Annotated in this window: 15 protein-coding genes; 11 read left to right on the top strand and 4 right to left on the bottom strand. The window is 64.6% G+C overall.

The features are described 5' to 3' along the window. The first annotated feature begins 45 nt into the window (after positions 1 to 45). From HG262_RS05210 to HG262_RS05180, 7 genes are all read left to right on the top strand, one after another. A complete protein-coding gene (locus HG262_RS05210) occupies positions 46 to 825 on the top strand; it encodes an SDR family oxidoreductase (RefSeq protein WP_169270036.1) in 780 nt (259 codons plus the stop codon). 10 nt (positions 826 to 835) lie between these two features. Continuing rightward, entirely contained in the window at positions 836 to 1,597 is a 762-nt protein-coding gene (locus HG262_RS05205; protein WP_169270035.1) for an ABC transporter ATP-binding protein, read from the top strand. 1 nt (position 1,598) lies between these two features. Beyond that, positions 1,599 to 2,291, top strand: a complete 693-nt coding sequence (locus HG262_RS05200; protein WP_169270034.1) for an ABC transporter ATP-binding protein — start codon at positions 1,599 to 1,601, stop codon at positions 2,289 to 2,291. 13 nt (positions 2,292 to 2,304) lie between these two features. After that, positions 2,305 to 4,182, top strand: a complete 1,878-nt coding sequence (locus HG262_RS05195; protein ID WP_169270033.1) for an ABC transporter permease — start codon at positions 2,305 to 2,307, stop codon at positions 4,180 to 4,182. Then, a complete protein-coding gene (locus HG262_RS05190) occupies positions 4,182 to 4,484 on the top strand; it encodes a Dabb family protein (RefSeq protein ID WP_169270032.1) in 303 nt (100 codons plus the stop codon). The genes HG262_RS05195 and HG262_RS05190 overlap by 1 nt, the downstream gene beginning before the upstream one ends. 120 nt (positions 4,485 to 4,604) lie before the next feature. Continuing rightward, complete coding sequence (locus HG262_RS05185) at positions 4,605 to 5,300, top strand: fumarylacetoacetate hydrolase family protein (RefSeq protein ID WP_169270031.1); 696 nt, start codon at positions 4,605 to 4,607, stop codon at positions 5,298 to 5,300. A 79-nt stretch (positions 5,301 to 5,379) separates the two neighbouring features. Next, positions 5,380 to 5,511, top strand: coding sequence for an entericidin A/B family lipoprotein (locus HG262_RS05180; protein WP_006218367.1), 132 nt, complete (start codon positions 5,380 to 5,382; stop codon positions 5,509 to 5,511). A gap of 78 nt (positions 5,512 to 5,589) precedes the next feature. Here HG262_RS05180 and HG262_RS05175 read toward each other — a convergent pair whose 3' ends face one another. The 3 genes from HG262_RS05175 to HG262_RS05165 are packed head-to-tail and all read right to left on the bottom strand — an operon-like array spanning position 5,590 to position 8,269. After that, positions 5,590 to 7,290, bottom strand: coding sequence for a PhoH family protein (locus HG262_RS05175; protein WP_169270030.1), 1,701 nt, complete (start codon positions 7,288 to 7,290; stop codon positions 5,590 to 5,592). 56 nt (positions 7,291 to 7,346) lie between these two features. Further along, entirely contained in the window at positions 7,347 to 7,811 is a 465-nt protein-coding gene (locus HG262_RS05170) for a peroxiredoxin (RefSeq protein WP_169270029.1), read from the bottom strand. Continuing rightward, the gene (locus HG262_RS05165) at positions 7,808 to 8,269 is read right to left on the bottom strand and encodes an Mth938-like domain-containing protein (protein ID WP_169270109.1); all 462 of its coding nucleotides are present in this window, start codon (positions 8,267 to 8,269) and stop codon (positions 7,808 to 7,810) included. Before HG262_RS05165 ends, HG262_RS05170 begins: the two co-directional genes overlap by 4 nt. 233 nt (positions 8,270 to 8,502) lie before the next feature. Between HG262_RS05165 and alaC the strand changes: the two genes are divergently transcribed. The 4 genes from alaC (at position 8,503) to HG262_RS05145 (ending at position 12,992) form a co-directional block, all read left to right on the top strand. Then, entirely contained in the window at positions 8,503 to 9,690 is a 1,188-nt protein-coding gene (alaC, locus tag HG262_RS05160; RefSeq protein ID WP_169270028.1) for an alanine transaminase, read from the top strand. Between the two features lie 191 nt (positions 9,691 to 9,881). After that, on the top strand, positions 9,882 to 11,186 hold the full coding sequence (locus tag HG262_RS05155; protein WP_169270108.1) for a homoserine dehydrogenase: 1,305 nt from the start codon (positions 9,882 to 9,884) through the stop codon (positions 11,184 to 11,186). Next, the gene (gene thrC, locus HG262_RS05150) at positions 11,183 to 12,595 is read left to right on the top strand and encodes a threonine synthase (protein WP_169270027.1); all 1,413 of its coding nucleotides are present in this window, start codon (positions 11,183 to 11,185) and stop codon (positions 12,593 to 12,595) included. The genes HG262_RS05155 and thrC overlap by 4 nt, the downstream gene beginning before the upstream one ends. Positions 12,596 to 12,770: 175 nt before the next feature. Beyond that, the gene (locus HG262_RS05145; RefSeq protein ID WP_169270026.1) at positions 12,771 to 12,992 is read left to right on the top strand and encodes a YgdI/YgdR family lipoprotein; all 222 of its coding nucleotides are present in this window, start codon (positions 12,771 to 12,773) and stop codon (positions 12,990 to 12,992) included. A gap of 73 nt (positions 12,993 to 13,065) precedes the next feature. On the opposite strand, the gene HG262_RS05140 is transcribed toward HG262_RS05145, so the two are convergent. Then, positions 13,066 to 14,085 (bottom strand): class 1 fructose-bisphosphatase, encoded by a 1,020-nt coding sequence (locus tag HG262_RS05140; protein ID WP_088590593.1) that lies wholly within the window; start codon positions 14,083 to 14,085, stop codon positions 13,066 to 13,068. Between the last annotated feature and the right edge of the window lie 6 nt (positions 14,086 to 14,091).

Raw genomic sequence — 14,091 nt, 5'->3', positions numbered from 1 at the left:
AGGCCGGACCCAGAGATCCGGTGCATATAAGACAAGGAGACAAGCTTGAAACACGACTATCTGGACCAGACGTTCGGTCTGGCGGGGCGCGTCGCGCTGGTGACGGGAGCGGCCAGGGGATTGGGCTTCGCCATCGCGCGGGGCCTGGGGATGGCCGGCGCGGAGGTCGTGGTGAACGACCTGTCGGTCGAGGCCTGCGAAGCCGCCTGCGCGCGGCTGGCGGAAGACGGGATCAAGGCGCGTGGCGCCGCCTTCGACGTGGCCGATGGCGCGGCGGTGGCCGCCGCCGTCGCCCGATTGGAGGCCGCCGGACTGGCCATTGACGTGCTGGTCAGCAATGCCGGCAACCAGAACCGCAAACCCGTGGTGGAGATGAGCCCCGCCGAGTGGCAGGCGCTGCAGAACGTGCATGTCAACGGGGCGTTCCATTGCGCCCGCGCCGTCCTGCCCGGCATGGGCAAGCGCGGTTTCGGCCGCATCATCCTGATGTCGTCGGTGGCGGGGCAGGCGACCATGCCGAATATCGCGGCCTACGCCACCGCCAAGGGCGCCATCGCCGCGTTTGCCCGTGCGCTGGCCGTGGAATACGGCGCCCACGGCGTGACCTGCAATGCACTCGCGCCGGGCTTTGTCCGCACGGATTTCACGCAAGGTCTGCAGGACAATCCGCAATTCCAGTCGTTCCTGTCCACCGCCGTGCCGACCGGGCGCTGGGCAGCGCCCGAGGACATTGCGCCCGCGGTGGTCTACCTGGCGTCGCCGGGCGCGTCGTTTGTCAACGGGCACGTCCTGGCGATCGACGGCGGCCTGTTGGCCCGCATGTAGGAGCGCCGCCATGAGCACCCAAGCGGTTCTGTCCGCCCAGGGGCTGGTCAAGCGGTTCGGCGGCTTCAATGCCGTGGACGGCGTGACCCTCGCCCTGCAAGAAGGCTCCATCCACGCGCTGATCGGCCCCAACGGCGCCGGCAAGACCACCTGCTTCAATCTATTGACCAAATTCCTGGCGCCGGACGCCGGCGTCATCCACTATCGCGGGCGCGACATCACCTCGTTGGCCCCGGAGCAGATCGCGCGGCTGGGCATCGTCCGTTCATTCCAGATTTCCGCTGTCTTCCTCGGCTTGACCGTGCTGCAGAACATGCGCGTTGCCCTGATGCGCCAGCATGGCGATGGCCTGCGCTTCTGGCGCAGCCGCCGCAGCGTCGACCGCCTGAACGGCCGTGCGATGGAATTGTTGGACGCGGTGGGTCTGGCGGCGATGGCGGATACGACCGCCGCGTCGCTGCCCTATGGCCGCAAGCGCGCGTTGGAAATCGCCATGACGCTGGCGCTGGAGCCCGAAATCATGCTGCTGGACGAGCCCATGGCGGGGCTGGGCCAGGAAGACGTCGCCCGCATCGCCGCGCTGATCCGGCGCGTGTCGGTGAACCGCAGCATCCTCATGGTCGAACACAACCTGTCGGTGGTGGCCGACCTGTCCGACACCATCACCGTCCTCGCGCGGGGCGCGGTGCTGGCGCAGGGCGACTACGCGTCCGTCTCCCGCGACGAGCGGGTCATTACCGCCTATATGGGCTCCGACGAGGAGGCGCACTGAGATGCTGGCGATCAAAGACCTCAATGCCTGGTACGGCGAATCCCACGTGCTGCATGGCGTGGACATCGATGTGAACCGGGGCGAACTCGTCACCATCCTGGGCCGCAACGGGGCGGGCAAGACGACGACGTTGCGCGCCGTCATGGGCATCCTGGACAAGCGGCGCGGTTCCATCCGGTTGAACGGGCAAGAAACGGTAGGCATGGCGCCCCACCGCATCCCCCGCCTGGGCGTGGTGTATTGCCCCGAGGAACGCGCGGTGTTCCGCAGCCTGAGCGTGACCGAAAACCTGATGCTGCCGCCGCGCCTTGCCGCGGGCGGCATGTCGCTGGACGAGATCTACACGCTGTTCCCCAACCTGCGCGAACGCAGCGCCAGCTCGGGCGGCAACCTGTCTGGCGGCGAGCAACAGATGCTGGCCATCGCGCGCATCCTGCGCACGGGCGCCCAGCTGATCCTGCTGGACGAACCCACCGAAGGGCTGGCACCGGTCATCGTGCAGCAGATCGGGCAGGCCATCCGCACCCTGAAGGAGCGGGGCTTCACCATCGTGCTGGTCGAGCAGAACTTCCGCTTCGCGACCAAGGTGGCCGACCGCCACTACGTCATGGAGCACGGCTGCGTGGTTGACCAGCTGTCGGCGGATGAGGCGCGCCGCGATCCCGCCCGGATCGCGCGCCGCCTGGGCGTCTGAGAGGAGAATGCCTGTGTTCGAAATTTTCGGTGTGCCGTCCACGGCGCTGTTCGGCCAGCTGTTGCTTGGCCTGATCAACGGGTCCTTCTACGCCTTGCTCTCGATCGGGCTGGCGGTGATCTTCGGCCTGTTGAACATCATCAACTTCGCCCATGGCGCGCAGTACACGGCGGGCGCGTTCCTGGCCTGGATGCTGCTGAACTACCTGGGCGTGAACTACTGGGCGGCGCTGGTGCTGGTGCCGCTCATCATGGCGGTATTCGCCATCGTGACCGAGCGCCTGCTGATCTCGCGCACCTACCGCATGGATCACCTGTACGGGCTGCTGCTGACCTTCGGCATCGCCCTGTTGATCGAAGGTGGCCTGCGCCAGGCCTACGGCGTGTCGGGCCTGCCCTACACCATTCCCAAGGCGCTGAGCGGCGGGGTCAACCTGGGCTTCATGTTCCTGCCCTGGTACCGCGGCTGGGCCGTGGCGGTGTCGCTGGTGCTGTGCCTGGCCGTGTGGGTGCTGATCGAAAAGACGCGCGTGGGCGCGATGCTGCGCGCCGCCACGGAGAACCCCACGATCGTCCGATCGTTCGGCATCAACGTGCCGCTGCTGATCACGCTGACGTATGCGCTGGGGGTGGCGCTGGCGTCGGTGGCGGGGGTGATCGCGGCGCCCATCTACCAGGTCAGCCCGATGATGGGATCGAACCTCGTGGTGGTCGTGTTCGCGGTGGTCGTGATCGGCGGCATGGGCTCCATCATGGGCGCCATCGTCAGCGGCTTCGGGCTGGGCATCATCGAAGGCCTGACCAAGGTGTTCTACCCCGAGGCCGCCAACCTGGCGATTTTCATCATCATGGTGCTGGTGCTGCTGTGCAAGCCGGCGGGGCTGTTCGGCAAGCCGCTGCAGGTGCAGAACGTGCTGGCCGCAGAAGCAACGCGCCAGCCCGTGCAGCTGAGCCGGCGCGCGATGCGCGTGTCGATGGCGGCGCTGGCAGTGGTGGCGCTGATCGCGCCCTGGTTCGTCTATCCCACGTTCCTGATGAAGGTGCTGTGCTTCGCCTTGTTCGCCGCGGCCTTCAACCTGCTGGTGGGCTATGTGGGCCTGCTGTCGTTCGGCCACGCGGCGTTCTTCGGCGCCGCGGCCTACGCCACCGGCATCGTCATGAAGCTGTTCGGCGCTACGCCGGAACTCGGCCTGCTGGCCGGCGTGGTGACGGGGGGGCTGCTGGGCCTGCTGTTCGGCGCCATCGCCATCCGCCGCCAGGGCATCTACTTCGCGATGATCACGCTGGCGCTGTCGCAACTGGTCTATTTCATCGCGGTGCAGGCGGGGTTCACGGGGGGCGAGGACGGGCTGCAGAGCGTGCCGCGCGGCAAGCTGTTCGGCGTGTTCGACCTGGAAAACGTGATGCCGATGTACTACTTCACGCTGGCCGTGTTCGCCCTGGGCTACGCCTTTGTGCTGCGCGTGCTGAATTCGCCGTTCGGCGAAGTGATCCGCTCGGTCCGCGACAACGAACAGCGCGCGCGGTCGCTCGGTTACTCCACGTCGCGCTACAAGCTGATCGCGTTCACGCTGTCGGCGTCCGTGGCGGGATTGGCGGGCGGCTTGAAGGTGCTGGTGTTCGGCGTGGCCTCGCTGACCGACGTCCATTGGCATGCGAACGGCGAGGTCGTGCTGATGGCGCTGCTGGGCGGCATCGGCACGGTGTTCGGACCGCTTGCCGGGGCGCTTACCTTCGTGTCGCTGCAGAACTACCTGGCGCCGCTGGGGTCCTGGGTGCTGATCGTCCAGGGCGCGATCTTCGTCTTGTGCGTGCTGCTGTTGCGAGACGGCATCATGGGGTTGGTGTCGCGCGCCTGGCTGGCCGCGACCCGCGTGAAAAAGGAGTCCTGATGTTCCTGCATGTCGTGATGTTGCAACTGTCGGCCGCGGCTGACGCGGATTTTCATGGGCGGGTAGAGGGGTATTGCGACCGGATCCTGGCGGAATGCGACGGGGTGGCGGGGTATGCGTTCCGGCCCAACCAGGCCGGCCGCGCAGACGGCCTCACCCATGCGGTCGTGGCCGCCTTCGCGGACGGCGCGGCGCATGACCGCTACCAGGTGTCGGCCGCGCACCAGGAAATGAAGGCCTACATGGCGGATTTCATCGAACGCCTGGTGGTGTTCGATGGGGATATCCCTACGTTTTCCTGAACGCGCAAGGGGCGCGCTTTGCGCCCGGGAAAGCGATAAACTCGCGGATGATTTTTTGATATCCGGGCCGCCCCAGGATAAGACTGCCCGCCTCACGTATTTGTCATAGGTTGATCGCTCATGGACTACGTACTACCTCCCCAGCCGCCCGTCGCGGTCCCTGTCGCCGGCAGCGCCGCGCTGTTCCCGGTCCGTCGCGTGTACTGCGTCGGCCGCAATTACGCCGAACACGCCAAGGAAATGGGTTTCACCGGCCGCGAAGACCCGTTCTTTTTTTGCAAGCCGGCCGATGCCGTGCTGAGCGTGGCCGACGGCGAAACCGGCAAAATGGCCTATCCGCCCAAGACCTCCAACCTGCACTACGAGATGGAACTGGTCGTGGTGCTGGGCAAAGGCGGCCGCGACATTCCGGTCGAAGAAGCCAATGACTACGTGTGGGGCTATGCGCTGGGCTTGGACATGACCCGTCGCGACCTGCAGGGCGAAATGAAGAAGCAGGGCCGCCCCTGGGAAATCGGCAAGGCGTTCGACGAATCCGCCCCGATGGGCCCGATCCACCCGCGCAGCGTCGTGGGCACGCTGGACAAGGGCGCGATCTGGCTGGACGTGAACGGCCAGCGCAAGCAGTCCAGCGACATTTCGCAGATGCTGTGGAACATCCCCGAAAGCATCTCGTACCTGTCGGGCCTGTTCGAATTGCAGCCGGGCGACATCATCTTCACGGGCACCCCCGAAGGCGTGGGCGCGGTCGTGCAGGGCGATGTGATCACCGGCGGCGTGGAAGGCCTGGGCGAACTGCGCGTGCAGATCGCCTGATTCGGCCACCCGGGCGAACTGCGCGTGCGGTTCGCCTGTTTCGGCACCTTTTTCTTTCTATTTGTTCAGGAGTTCCAGCATGCGCGGCAAGATCGTGCTGACCGCCTTTGTCGTGTTCGGGTTCGTGCTCGCCGGTTGCAATACCGTCGCTGGCATGGGCCGCGATATGTCCCGGGCCGGCAATGCCATCACCAACGCGGCCGACAAGTAACCGTCGCCGCCGTTGTTCAGGCATGAAAAAGCCCCTTGATCGCTCAAGGGGCTTTTTCTATCCCGGATCGTGGATGTCTTACAGCACATCCCCCGCGTAGTCGGCCAGGCGGGAACGTTCGCCGCGCTGCAGCGTGACGTGCCCCGAGTGCGGCCAGCCCTTGAAGCGGTCGACCACGAACGTCAGGCCCGAACTGCCTTCGGTCAGATACGGCGTATCGATCTGGGCGACGTTGCCCAGGCAGATCACCTTGGTGCCGGGACCCGCGCGCGTCACCAGCGTCTTCATCTGCTTGGGCGTCAGGTTCTGCGCTTCGTCGATGATCAGGTACTTGTTCAGGAACGTGCGGCCGCGCATGAAATTCAGCGACTTCACCTTGATGCGCGAACGGATCAGGTCCATGGTGGCGGCGCGCCCCCAGTCCCCGTTGCCCTCGCCGTCGCCCATGTTGAGCACGTCCAGGTTGTCTTCCAGCGCGCCCATCCACGGCAGCATCTTTTCTTCTTCCGTGCCGGGCAGGAAACCGATGTCTTCACCGACGGGCACCGTGACGCGCGTCATGATGATCTCGGTGTAGCGCTTGGTCTCCAGCACCTGCGTGATGCCCGCGGCCAGCGCCAGCAGCGTCTTGCCCGTGCCGGCCTGGCCCAGCAGCGACACGAAGTCGCATTCCGGGTTCATCAGCAGGTTCATGGCGAAATTCTGCTCGCGGTTGCGCGCCGTGATGCCCCAGACGTTGTTCTTGCCGTGGGTGTAGTCGCGCAGGGTCGCCAGCACCGCCATCTTGCCGCTGACTTCGCGCACCTGCGCGTACAGCGGCATCTGGCCTTCGAAGTAGACGAACTGGTTGACGACGAATTGCGAGCACAGCGGGCCGTGGATGCGGTAGAAGGTGGTGCCGCCTTGCTGCCAGGATTCCACGTCCTTGCCGTGCTTGTTCCAGAAGTCTTCGGGCAGCTGCATCACGCCCGAATACATCAGGTCCGAGTCTTCCAGGACATGGTCGTTGAAATAGTCCTCGGCGGCCATGCCCAGCGCGCGCGCCTTCAGGCGCATGTTGATGTCTTTGGACACCAGCACGACCTCGCGCTGCGGGTACTTTTCCTGCAAGGCCCGGACGACGCCCAGGATCTGGTTGTCGGCCTTGCCCATCGGCAGGTCGGAGGGCAGGGTGCTGTGGATGGCGGTCGTCTGGAACAACAGGCGGCCGGTGGCATCCTTGTTGCCCAGCTTGGCCAGCTCCAGCCCTTCGTCCAGCTGCGTGGTGTCCTGCACCAGCGCATCCAGCGAACGGCTGACCTGGCGCGCGTTGCGCGCCACTTCCGACATGCCCTTTTTCTGGTGGTCCAGCTCTTCCAGCGTCATCATCGGCAGGAAGATGTCGTGCTCTTCGAACCGGAACAGCGAACTGGGATCGTGCAGCAGCACATTGGTGTCCAGCACGAACAGCTTGCGCGGCTCGTTCTGGGCGCGCGGCTTGCCGCGCTTGGAAGGAGAGGGCTTGGCCGCGCGCGCTTCCGTTCGGGCGGGAACGGCGGCAGGAGGGGGGGGCGGTACCTGGCGGGCGGGCGCGGGGATCTGCGCCTTGCGTGCCGGAGACGCCATGCCGTCGAGTTCAGGCTGGACGAGCAGTTCGTCCTCGTCGTCGTCGGCAAGGACGGCTTGGGTGTTGGACCGCGCAGCGGCAGTCTTGGTGGTGCGGGCCTGCGCCCGGGCGGATTCGCCCGAGGGGAAGGTCAGGATGGCTGCGGGGCGGGTGGGCAACTTCGGAAGCGGCATATGCGTCACTCTCCAGGGTGGGCCGGCTATAGCGCCTGACGGGTATTCCTGTACGGCTAACCGATGCTTTTTGCGGCCTGCAGGACTTCCTTGGCGTGGCCCGGGACCTTCACCCCGCGCCACTCCTGCACCAGCACGCCATACGCATCGATCAAAAAGGTGCTGCGCTCAATGCCGCGCACCTGCTTGCCATACATGTTCTTCTGCTTGATGACGCCGAACAGATTGCACACGGTTTCGTCGGTGTCGGAGATGAGAGGGAAAGGAAGTTCGTACTTGGCCTTGAAATTCTCGTGCGATTTCAGTGAATCGCGCGAGATGCCGATGACCACCGCGCTGGCCGCCAGGAATTCGGCGTTCAGGTCGCGGAAATCCTGGCTTTCGGTCGTGCAGCCAGGCGTGTTGTCCTTGGGGTAGAAATACAGGATGACGGCACGGCCCTGGCATTGTTCAAGGCTGATCGGACCAATGGTGCTTTCAGCGGTGAACTGCGGGGCGGGCTTGCCGATACTGGGCGTCATTTCTGGGAATCTCCGTTGGGAGGGATGAGGGCGACCACCACGCGGCGGCCCTCCGCCATCAGGATGTTGTAGGTGCGCGAGGCGGCGTGCGTGTCCATGATCTCGACGCCGATGCCCATGGCCAACAGGGGACGCAACACTTCGGGGCGCAGGAACTGTTGCCGGGCGCCCGTGCCGACCAGGAGCACTTCGGGCGCATTGGCCGGGCGGCTTGGTGCGGCTTCCGGTTCGTCCAGGAATGCCATGGGATCGCGGACGGGCTCGGTCAAGCCGGCCGCCTGGTGCAACAGGGAGGAGGTGATGTCGGCCGGCGACTCAACGGGCCATTCGGTCACTTCGCCTTCGGGGCCAAAGGCGACCGACGAGGAAAAACGTACCTGGTTGACCTCGATATAACCCTCACCGTACGCGGTGACAGTGTTCAGAGCGGCCGTCGCAGGATCGGTATGCAGCTTCAATAAAAACTCCGGCTTTGTGGCTTGATAATAGCGCATCAGGATGTACAGATGTTGCACTGTATCCACTCGGGAAATGGGGGTTTTTCCGCTCCATTTGCCGCCTAGGCGTCCTTGCGCTAGATTACAGGGTTTTGCTGCACTGCAATCGTGTGCTGGCGCGGCTTTGCGCCCCTTTTCCCTTCGCGCGACCGCGCCCCGGTTTTTTCGCCTTTTCGCCCCTAAGGATTCCTGTCATGAGGAAGTTCTCCCGCATCGAGCGTTTGCCCCCGTACGTTTTCAACATTACAGGCGAGCTCAAGATGGCGGCGCGTCGGCGGGGCGAGGACATCATCGACATGTCGATGGGCAATCCGGACGGCGCGACCCCCAAGCACATCGTCGACAAGATGGTCGAGGCCACCACGCGCCCCACGACCCACGGCTACTCGGTGTCCAAGGGCATTCCGCGCCTGCGCAAGGCGATCTGCGACTGGTATCAGCGCCGCTACGCGGTCGAGCTCGATCCGGACTCCGAGGCCATCGTCACCATCGGTTCCAAAGAGGGCCTGGCCCACTTGATGCTGGCCACGCTGGACCGCGGCGACACGGTGCTGGTGCCCAATCCCAGCTACCCGATCCACATCTACGGCGCGGTCATCGCCGGCGCCAATATCCGCTCGGTGCGCATGACGCCGGGCGTGGATTTCTTCGAAGAACTGGAACGCGCCGTGCGCGAGTCCATCCCGAAGCCTAAAATGATGGTGCTGGGCTTTCCCAGCAACCCGACCGCCCAGTGCGTGGACCTGTCGTTCTTCGAACGGGTGGTGGCGCTGGCCAAGGAACACGACATCCTCGTGGTGCATGACCTGGCCTACGCCGACATCACTTTCGATGGCTACGTGGCGCCGTCGATCATGCAGGTGCCCGGCGCGCGCGATGTCGCGGTCGAGTTCTTCACGATGAGCAAAAGCTACAACATGGCGGGCTGGCGCATCGGCTACATGGTGGGCAACCGCGACCTCGTCAATGCGCTCGCGCGCATCAAGAGCTATCACGATTACGGTACGTTCACGCCGATCCAGGTGGCATCCATCGCTGCTCTGGACGGCCCGCAGGATTGCGTGAACGAGATCGTGGCGCAGTACCAAAGCCGCCGCGACGTGCTCGCGCGCGGCCTGCACGAAGCAGGTTGGAATGTGGAGATTCCGAAGGCGTCCATGTATATCTGGGCGCAGATCCCCGAGCCCTACCGGGCGATGGGCTCTTTGGAGTTTGCCAAGCGTGTCCTGTCGGATGCGAAAGTGGCCGTGTCCCCCGGGATCGGCTTCGGCGAGTATGGCGACGACTACGTCCGCTTCGCTCTTATCGAAAACGAGCAGCGCACCCGGCAGGCGGTGCGAGGCATCAAAGAGATGTTCCGCAAGGACGGCTTGCTGAAATGATGGGAGCCCACCCCCGCAGCGCTGCGCGCTTCCCCCTCAAGGGAGCATGCCTGCGGACCGGCGGAGCCGGATCCGCGGCATCCCGATAGGGCGGCAACTGTTTTTGCGTCACCGATGCTGCACAGCATCGCACAGCAATTTGGAGAACTGAAATGAATTCCCCTCAACGCCCGCCCGCAGAAGGCGGCGCGATGAATCCCATGAAGGTGGGCCTGCTGGGCCTTGGCGTAGTCGGCGGCGGCACGTGGACCGTGCTATCGCGCAACGCCGAGGAAATCGCGCGCCGCGCCGGCCGCCGCATTGAAGTCACCCGCGCCGCCGTGCGCGATGTGGCCAAGGCTCGCGCCCGCGTGGGCGACTCCATCAAGGTCGACACCGATGTGCACGCGCTGGTGCGCGATCCCGACATCGACATCGTCGTTGAACTCATCGGCGGCGACACGCTGGCGCGTGAATTGGTGATGGAAGCGATCGCCAACGGCAAGCACGTCGTCACCGCGAACAAGGCGCTGCTGGCCAAGCACGGCAACGAGATCTTCGCCGCCGCCCACGAGCGCGGCGTGATGGTCACGTTCGAAGCGGCGGTCGCTGGCGGCATTCCCATCATCAAGGCGATCCGCGAAGGCCTGACCGCCAACCGCATCCAGTGGGTGGCGGGCATCATCAACGGCACCACCAATTTCATTCTGTCGGAAATGCGTTCGCGCGGCTTGCCGTTCGCCGACGTGCTGGCCGAAGCCCAGCGCCTGGGCTACGCCGAAGCCGACCCCACCTTCGACGTGGAAGGGGTGGACGCCGCGCACAAGCTGACCTTGCTGGCTTCGCTGGCCTTTGGCGTGCCGGTGCAGTTCGACCGCGCCTACATCGAAGGCATCTCGCAGTTGGCCGCCGAAGACATCGAGCACGCCGAACGCCTGGGCTACCGCATCAAGCTGCTGGGCATCACCAAGCGCCGTCCCGACGGCATCGAAATGCGCGTGCATCCGGCATTGGTGCCGTCCGAGCGCCTCTTGGCCAACGTCGAAGGCGCGATGAACGCCGTGCTGGTCAAGGGCGACGCCGTCGGCCCCACGCTGTACTACGGGCAGGGCGCGGGCGAAGAGCCCACCGCCTCGGCCGTCGTCGCCGACCTGGTCGACGTGACCCGCCTGCATACCGCCGACCCGGGCAACCGCGTCCCGCACCTGGCGTTCCAGCCGGACGCCATGTCCGACACGCCGATCCTGCCGATCGAATTGGTCAGCACGTCGTATTACCTGCGCTTGCGGGTCGACGACCAGCCCGGCGTGTTGGCGGATATCGCCCGCATCCTGGCCGATCGCTCCATCTCGATCGGGTCGATGATCCAGCAGCCCTCGCACATCGGCGGCGCCGACATCATCTTCCTGACGCACGAGGCGGTCGAAGGCAACGTCAACCAAGCCATCGAGCGCATCGAGTCCTTGCCGTTCGTGCGGTCCAAGGTCACGCGGTTGCGCGTGGAGAACCTGACATGAAATACATATCCACCCGTGGCGGCATGAACGCCCTGGGATTCTCCGACATCCTGCTGGAGGGCCTGGCGCCCGACGGCGGCCTGGCCATGCCGGAGCAGCTGCCCCAAGTGTCCGAGCAGACGCTCGAATCCTGGCGCGGCCTGTCCTACGCGGACCTGGCGTTCGAAGTGCTGTCGCTGTTCGCCACCGACATCCCCGCGGACGACCTGCGCCGCTTGACGCGCGCCGCCTACACGCAAGAGATCTTCAATAGCGAAGACATCGTTCCGCTGCGTCCGCTGGGCGACAACGGCCTGTCGCTGCTGGGGCTGTCCGAAGGGCCGACACTGGCCTTCAAGGACATGGCCATGCAGTTCCTGGGCCAGGTCTTCGAATACGTGCTGGCCAAGCGCGGCACCACGCTGAACATCGTGGGCGCCACGTCGGGCGACACGGGGTCGGCGGCGGAGTACGCCCTGCGCGGCAAGCAGGGCGTGGCGGTCTTCATGCTGTCGCCGCATGGCCGCATGAGCGCCTTCCAGCGTGCACAGATGTATTCGCTGCAAGACGAGAACATCCACAACATCGCCGTGCGCGGCGTGTTCGACGAAGCCCAGGACATCGTCAAGGCCCTGGCCGGCGATCTGGCGTTCAAGACCAAGTACCGCCTGGGTGCCGTGAACTCCATCAACTGGGCGCGCATCGCGGCCCAGGTGGTGTATTACTTCCACGGCTGGTTGCGCGCGACCGACAAGCCGGGCCAACAGGTGTCGTTCGCCGTGCCGTCGGGCAATTTCGGCAACATCCTGTCGGGCCATATCGCACGCAGCATGGGCTTGCCGGTGCGCCGCCTGGTCCTGGCCACGAACGAGAACAACGTGTTGGAAGAATTCTTCCGCACGGGCGTCTACCGTCCGCGTCCGGCCGAACAGACCTACGCCACGTCGAGCCCGTCGATGGATATCTCGCGCGCCTCCAACTTCGAACGCTTCGTGTTCGAGCTGGTGGGCCGCGATCCGGCCCGTGTGAAGGCCTTGTGGGCGTCCTTGGCCAAAGACGGCTCGTTCGACCTGTCCGACCTCAAGCCACAGTTCGAATCGCGCTATGGCTTCGTATCGGGTGCCAGCTCGCACGAAGACCGCCTGGCCACCATCCGTTCTGTCTACGAAGAGACCGGCGTGCTGGTCGACCCGCATACGGCCGATGGCGTGAAGGTCGCGCGCGAATTCATCGAACCGGGCGTGCCGATGCTGGTTCTGGAAACCGCCTTGCCGGCGAAATTCTCCGAAACCATCGAAGAGGCGCTTGGCCGTCCGGCCACGCCGCCGGGCAACCTCGCCAACCTGGAATCCCTGCCGCAGCGCGTGGAAGTCATGGATTGCAGCGAAGCCGCCGTCCGCCGTTTCATCGAGGCGAACGCCAAGGTGTAACTGCTTGCGGTTTCTGTAAGCGCAAAACCCCTCGCAGGCCTGCCCGCGAGGGGTTTTTTTACGATGTGGGATAGCTGCATTACGTTCTTATGCATTTTGACCACAACCCGACACGGATTTGGGGCCAGGTTACCGATACAGTGAATCCACCTAATCACACTTGGAGAACACGCCCATGAACCTGAAGACCATGACGTTGGCCCTGGTGGTGACCGGAGTTGGGGTGCTGGCCGGATGCTCGTCGCCCTCGGTCATTCAGAATCGGGACGGAAGCTCGACCGTAACGCCCGACGCGCCGTCTTACGACAAGAAGTCCGGCATGTATGAATACGACAAGGACGGCAAGAAGGTCCAGATCAACAAGGACGACGTGAAGTCCATCGAAGAGGTCAAATGACCGCGACCGCGCGAGACGCGCAATGAAAAAAGCCCCTTGAGCGATCAAGGGGCTTTTCATTTGCGGGGAAGGTCTACTTCGCCGCTTCTTCCGCATGGTAGCGGCCCACGCGGTCGACTTCGTTCTTCGATCCCAGGATCACGCTGACGCGCTGGTGCAGCGTGTCGGGCTGGATCTCCATGATGCGCTGGGCGCCGTTGATCGACGCGCCGCCGGCCTGTTCGATCAGGAAGCTCATGGGGTTGGCTTCATACATCAGGCGCAGCTTGCCGGCCTTGCCGGGTTCGCGGGCATCCCAGGGGTACATGAAGATGCCGCCGCGGGTCAGGATGCGATGCACGTCCGCCACCATCGAGGCGATCCAGCGCATGTTGTAGTCCTTGCCCAGCGGGCCGGTGGAACCGGCCAGGCAGTCATCGACGTAGCGCTTGACCGGGGGAGCCCAGTGGCGCATGTTCGACATGTTGATCGCGAATTCCTTGGTGTCTTCCGGCACCTGGATGTTGTCGTGCGTCAACACCCACGAACCCATTTCGCGGTCCAGCGTGAAGCCCACCACGCCCTTGCCGATGGTCAGCACCAGCATGGTCTGCGGACCGTAGACGGCATAGCCAGCCACGACCTGCTTGTCGCCCGGTTGCAGGAAGTCCTGCTCGCAGACGGGGGCGCCCGACACATTGTGGGGGGCGTGCAGCACCGAGAAAATCGTGCCGATGGACACGTTCACGTCGATGTTCGACGAGCCGTCCAGGGGATCGAACAGCAGCAGGTATTCGCCCTTGGGGTAGCGGTTCGGAATCAGGTGGATGGTTTCCATCTCTTCCGAGGCCATGGCCGCCAGGTGGCCGCCCCATTCGTTGGCTTCCAGCAGGATCTCGTTGGACAGCACGTCCAGCTTCTTCTGCACTTCGCCCTGGACGTTCTCGCTTTCCAGGCTACCGAGCACGCCGCCCAAAGCGCCCTTGCTGACGGCATGGCTGATGGCCTTGCAGGCACGTGCGACCACTTCGATAAGCAGTCGCACTTCCGGTGCAAGGGCTTGGGCGGAGCGCTGTTGCTCCACCAGGTACTGAGTCAGAGTTTTACGTTTCAAAAAGGT

Origin of the sequence: Achromobacter sp. Bel, assembly GCF_012928505.1 — a bacterium.
Lineage (GTDB): Bacteria > Pseudomonadota > Gammaproteobacteria > Burkholderiales > Burkholderiaceae_B > Achromobacter.
The sequence above is the reverse complement of the archived record's forward strand: the minus strand, read 5'-3'. Positions and strand labels throughout refer to the sequence as shown.

What these genes read in the sequence shown, in the direction of transcription:
- HG262_RS05205 (WP_169270035.1), top strand. Translation starts at nt 836, where the DNA reads ATGAGCACCCAAGCGGTTCTGTCCGCCCAGGGGCTGGTCAAGCGGTTC.
- HG262_RS05200 (WP_169270034.1), top strand. Translation starts at nt 1,599, where the DNA reads ATGCTGGCGATCAAAGACCTCAATGCCTGGTACGGCGAATCCCACGTG.
- HG262_RS05190 (WP_169270032.1), top strand. Translation starts at nt 4,182, where the DNA reads ATGTTCCTGCATGTCGTGATGTTGCAACTGTCGGCCGCGGCTGACGCG.
- HG262_RS05185 (WP_169270031.1), top strand. Translation starts at nt 4,605, where the DNA reads ATGGACTACGTACTACCTCCCCAGCCGCCCGTCGCGGTCCCTGTCGCC.
- HG262_RS05180 (WP_006218367.1), top strand. Translation starts at nt 5,380, where the DNA reads ATGCGCGGCAAGATCGTGCTGACCGCCTTTGTCGTGTTCGGGTTCGTG.
- HG262_RS05175 (WP_169270030.1), bottom strand. Translation starts at nt 7,290, where the DNA reads ATGCCGCTTCCGAAGTTGCCCACCCGCCCCGCAGCCATCCTGACCTTC.
- HG262_RS05170 (WP_169270029.1), bottom strand. Translation starts at nt 7,811, where the DNA reads ATGACGCCCAGTATCGGCAAGCCCGCCCCGCAGTTCACCGCTGAAAGC.
- alaC (WP_169270028.1), top strand. Translation starts at nt 8,503, where the DNA reads ATGAGGAAGTTCTCCCGCATCGAGCGTTTGCCCCCGTACGTTTTCAAC.
- HG262_RS05155 (WP_169270108.1), top strand. Translation starts at nt 9,882, where the DNA reads ATGAATCCCATGAAGGTGGGCCTGCTGGGCCTTGGCGTAGTCGGCGGC.
- thrC (WP_169270027.1), top strand. Translation starts at nt 11,183, where the DNA reads ATGAAATACATATCCACCCGTGGCGGCATGAACGCCCTGGGATTCTCC.
- HG262_RS05145 (WP_169270026.1), top strand. Translation starts at nt 12,771, where the DNA reads ATGAACCTGAAGACCATGACGTTGGCCCTGGTGGTGACCGGAGTTGGG.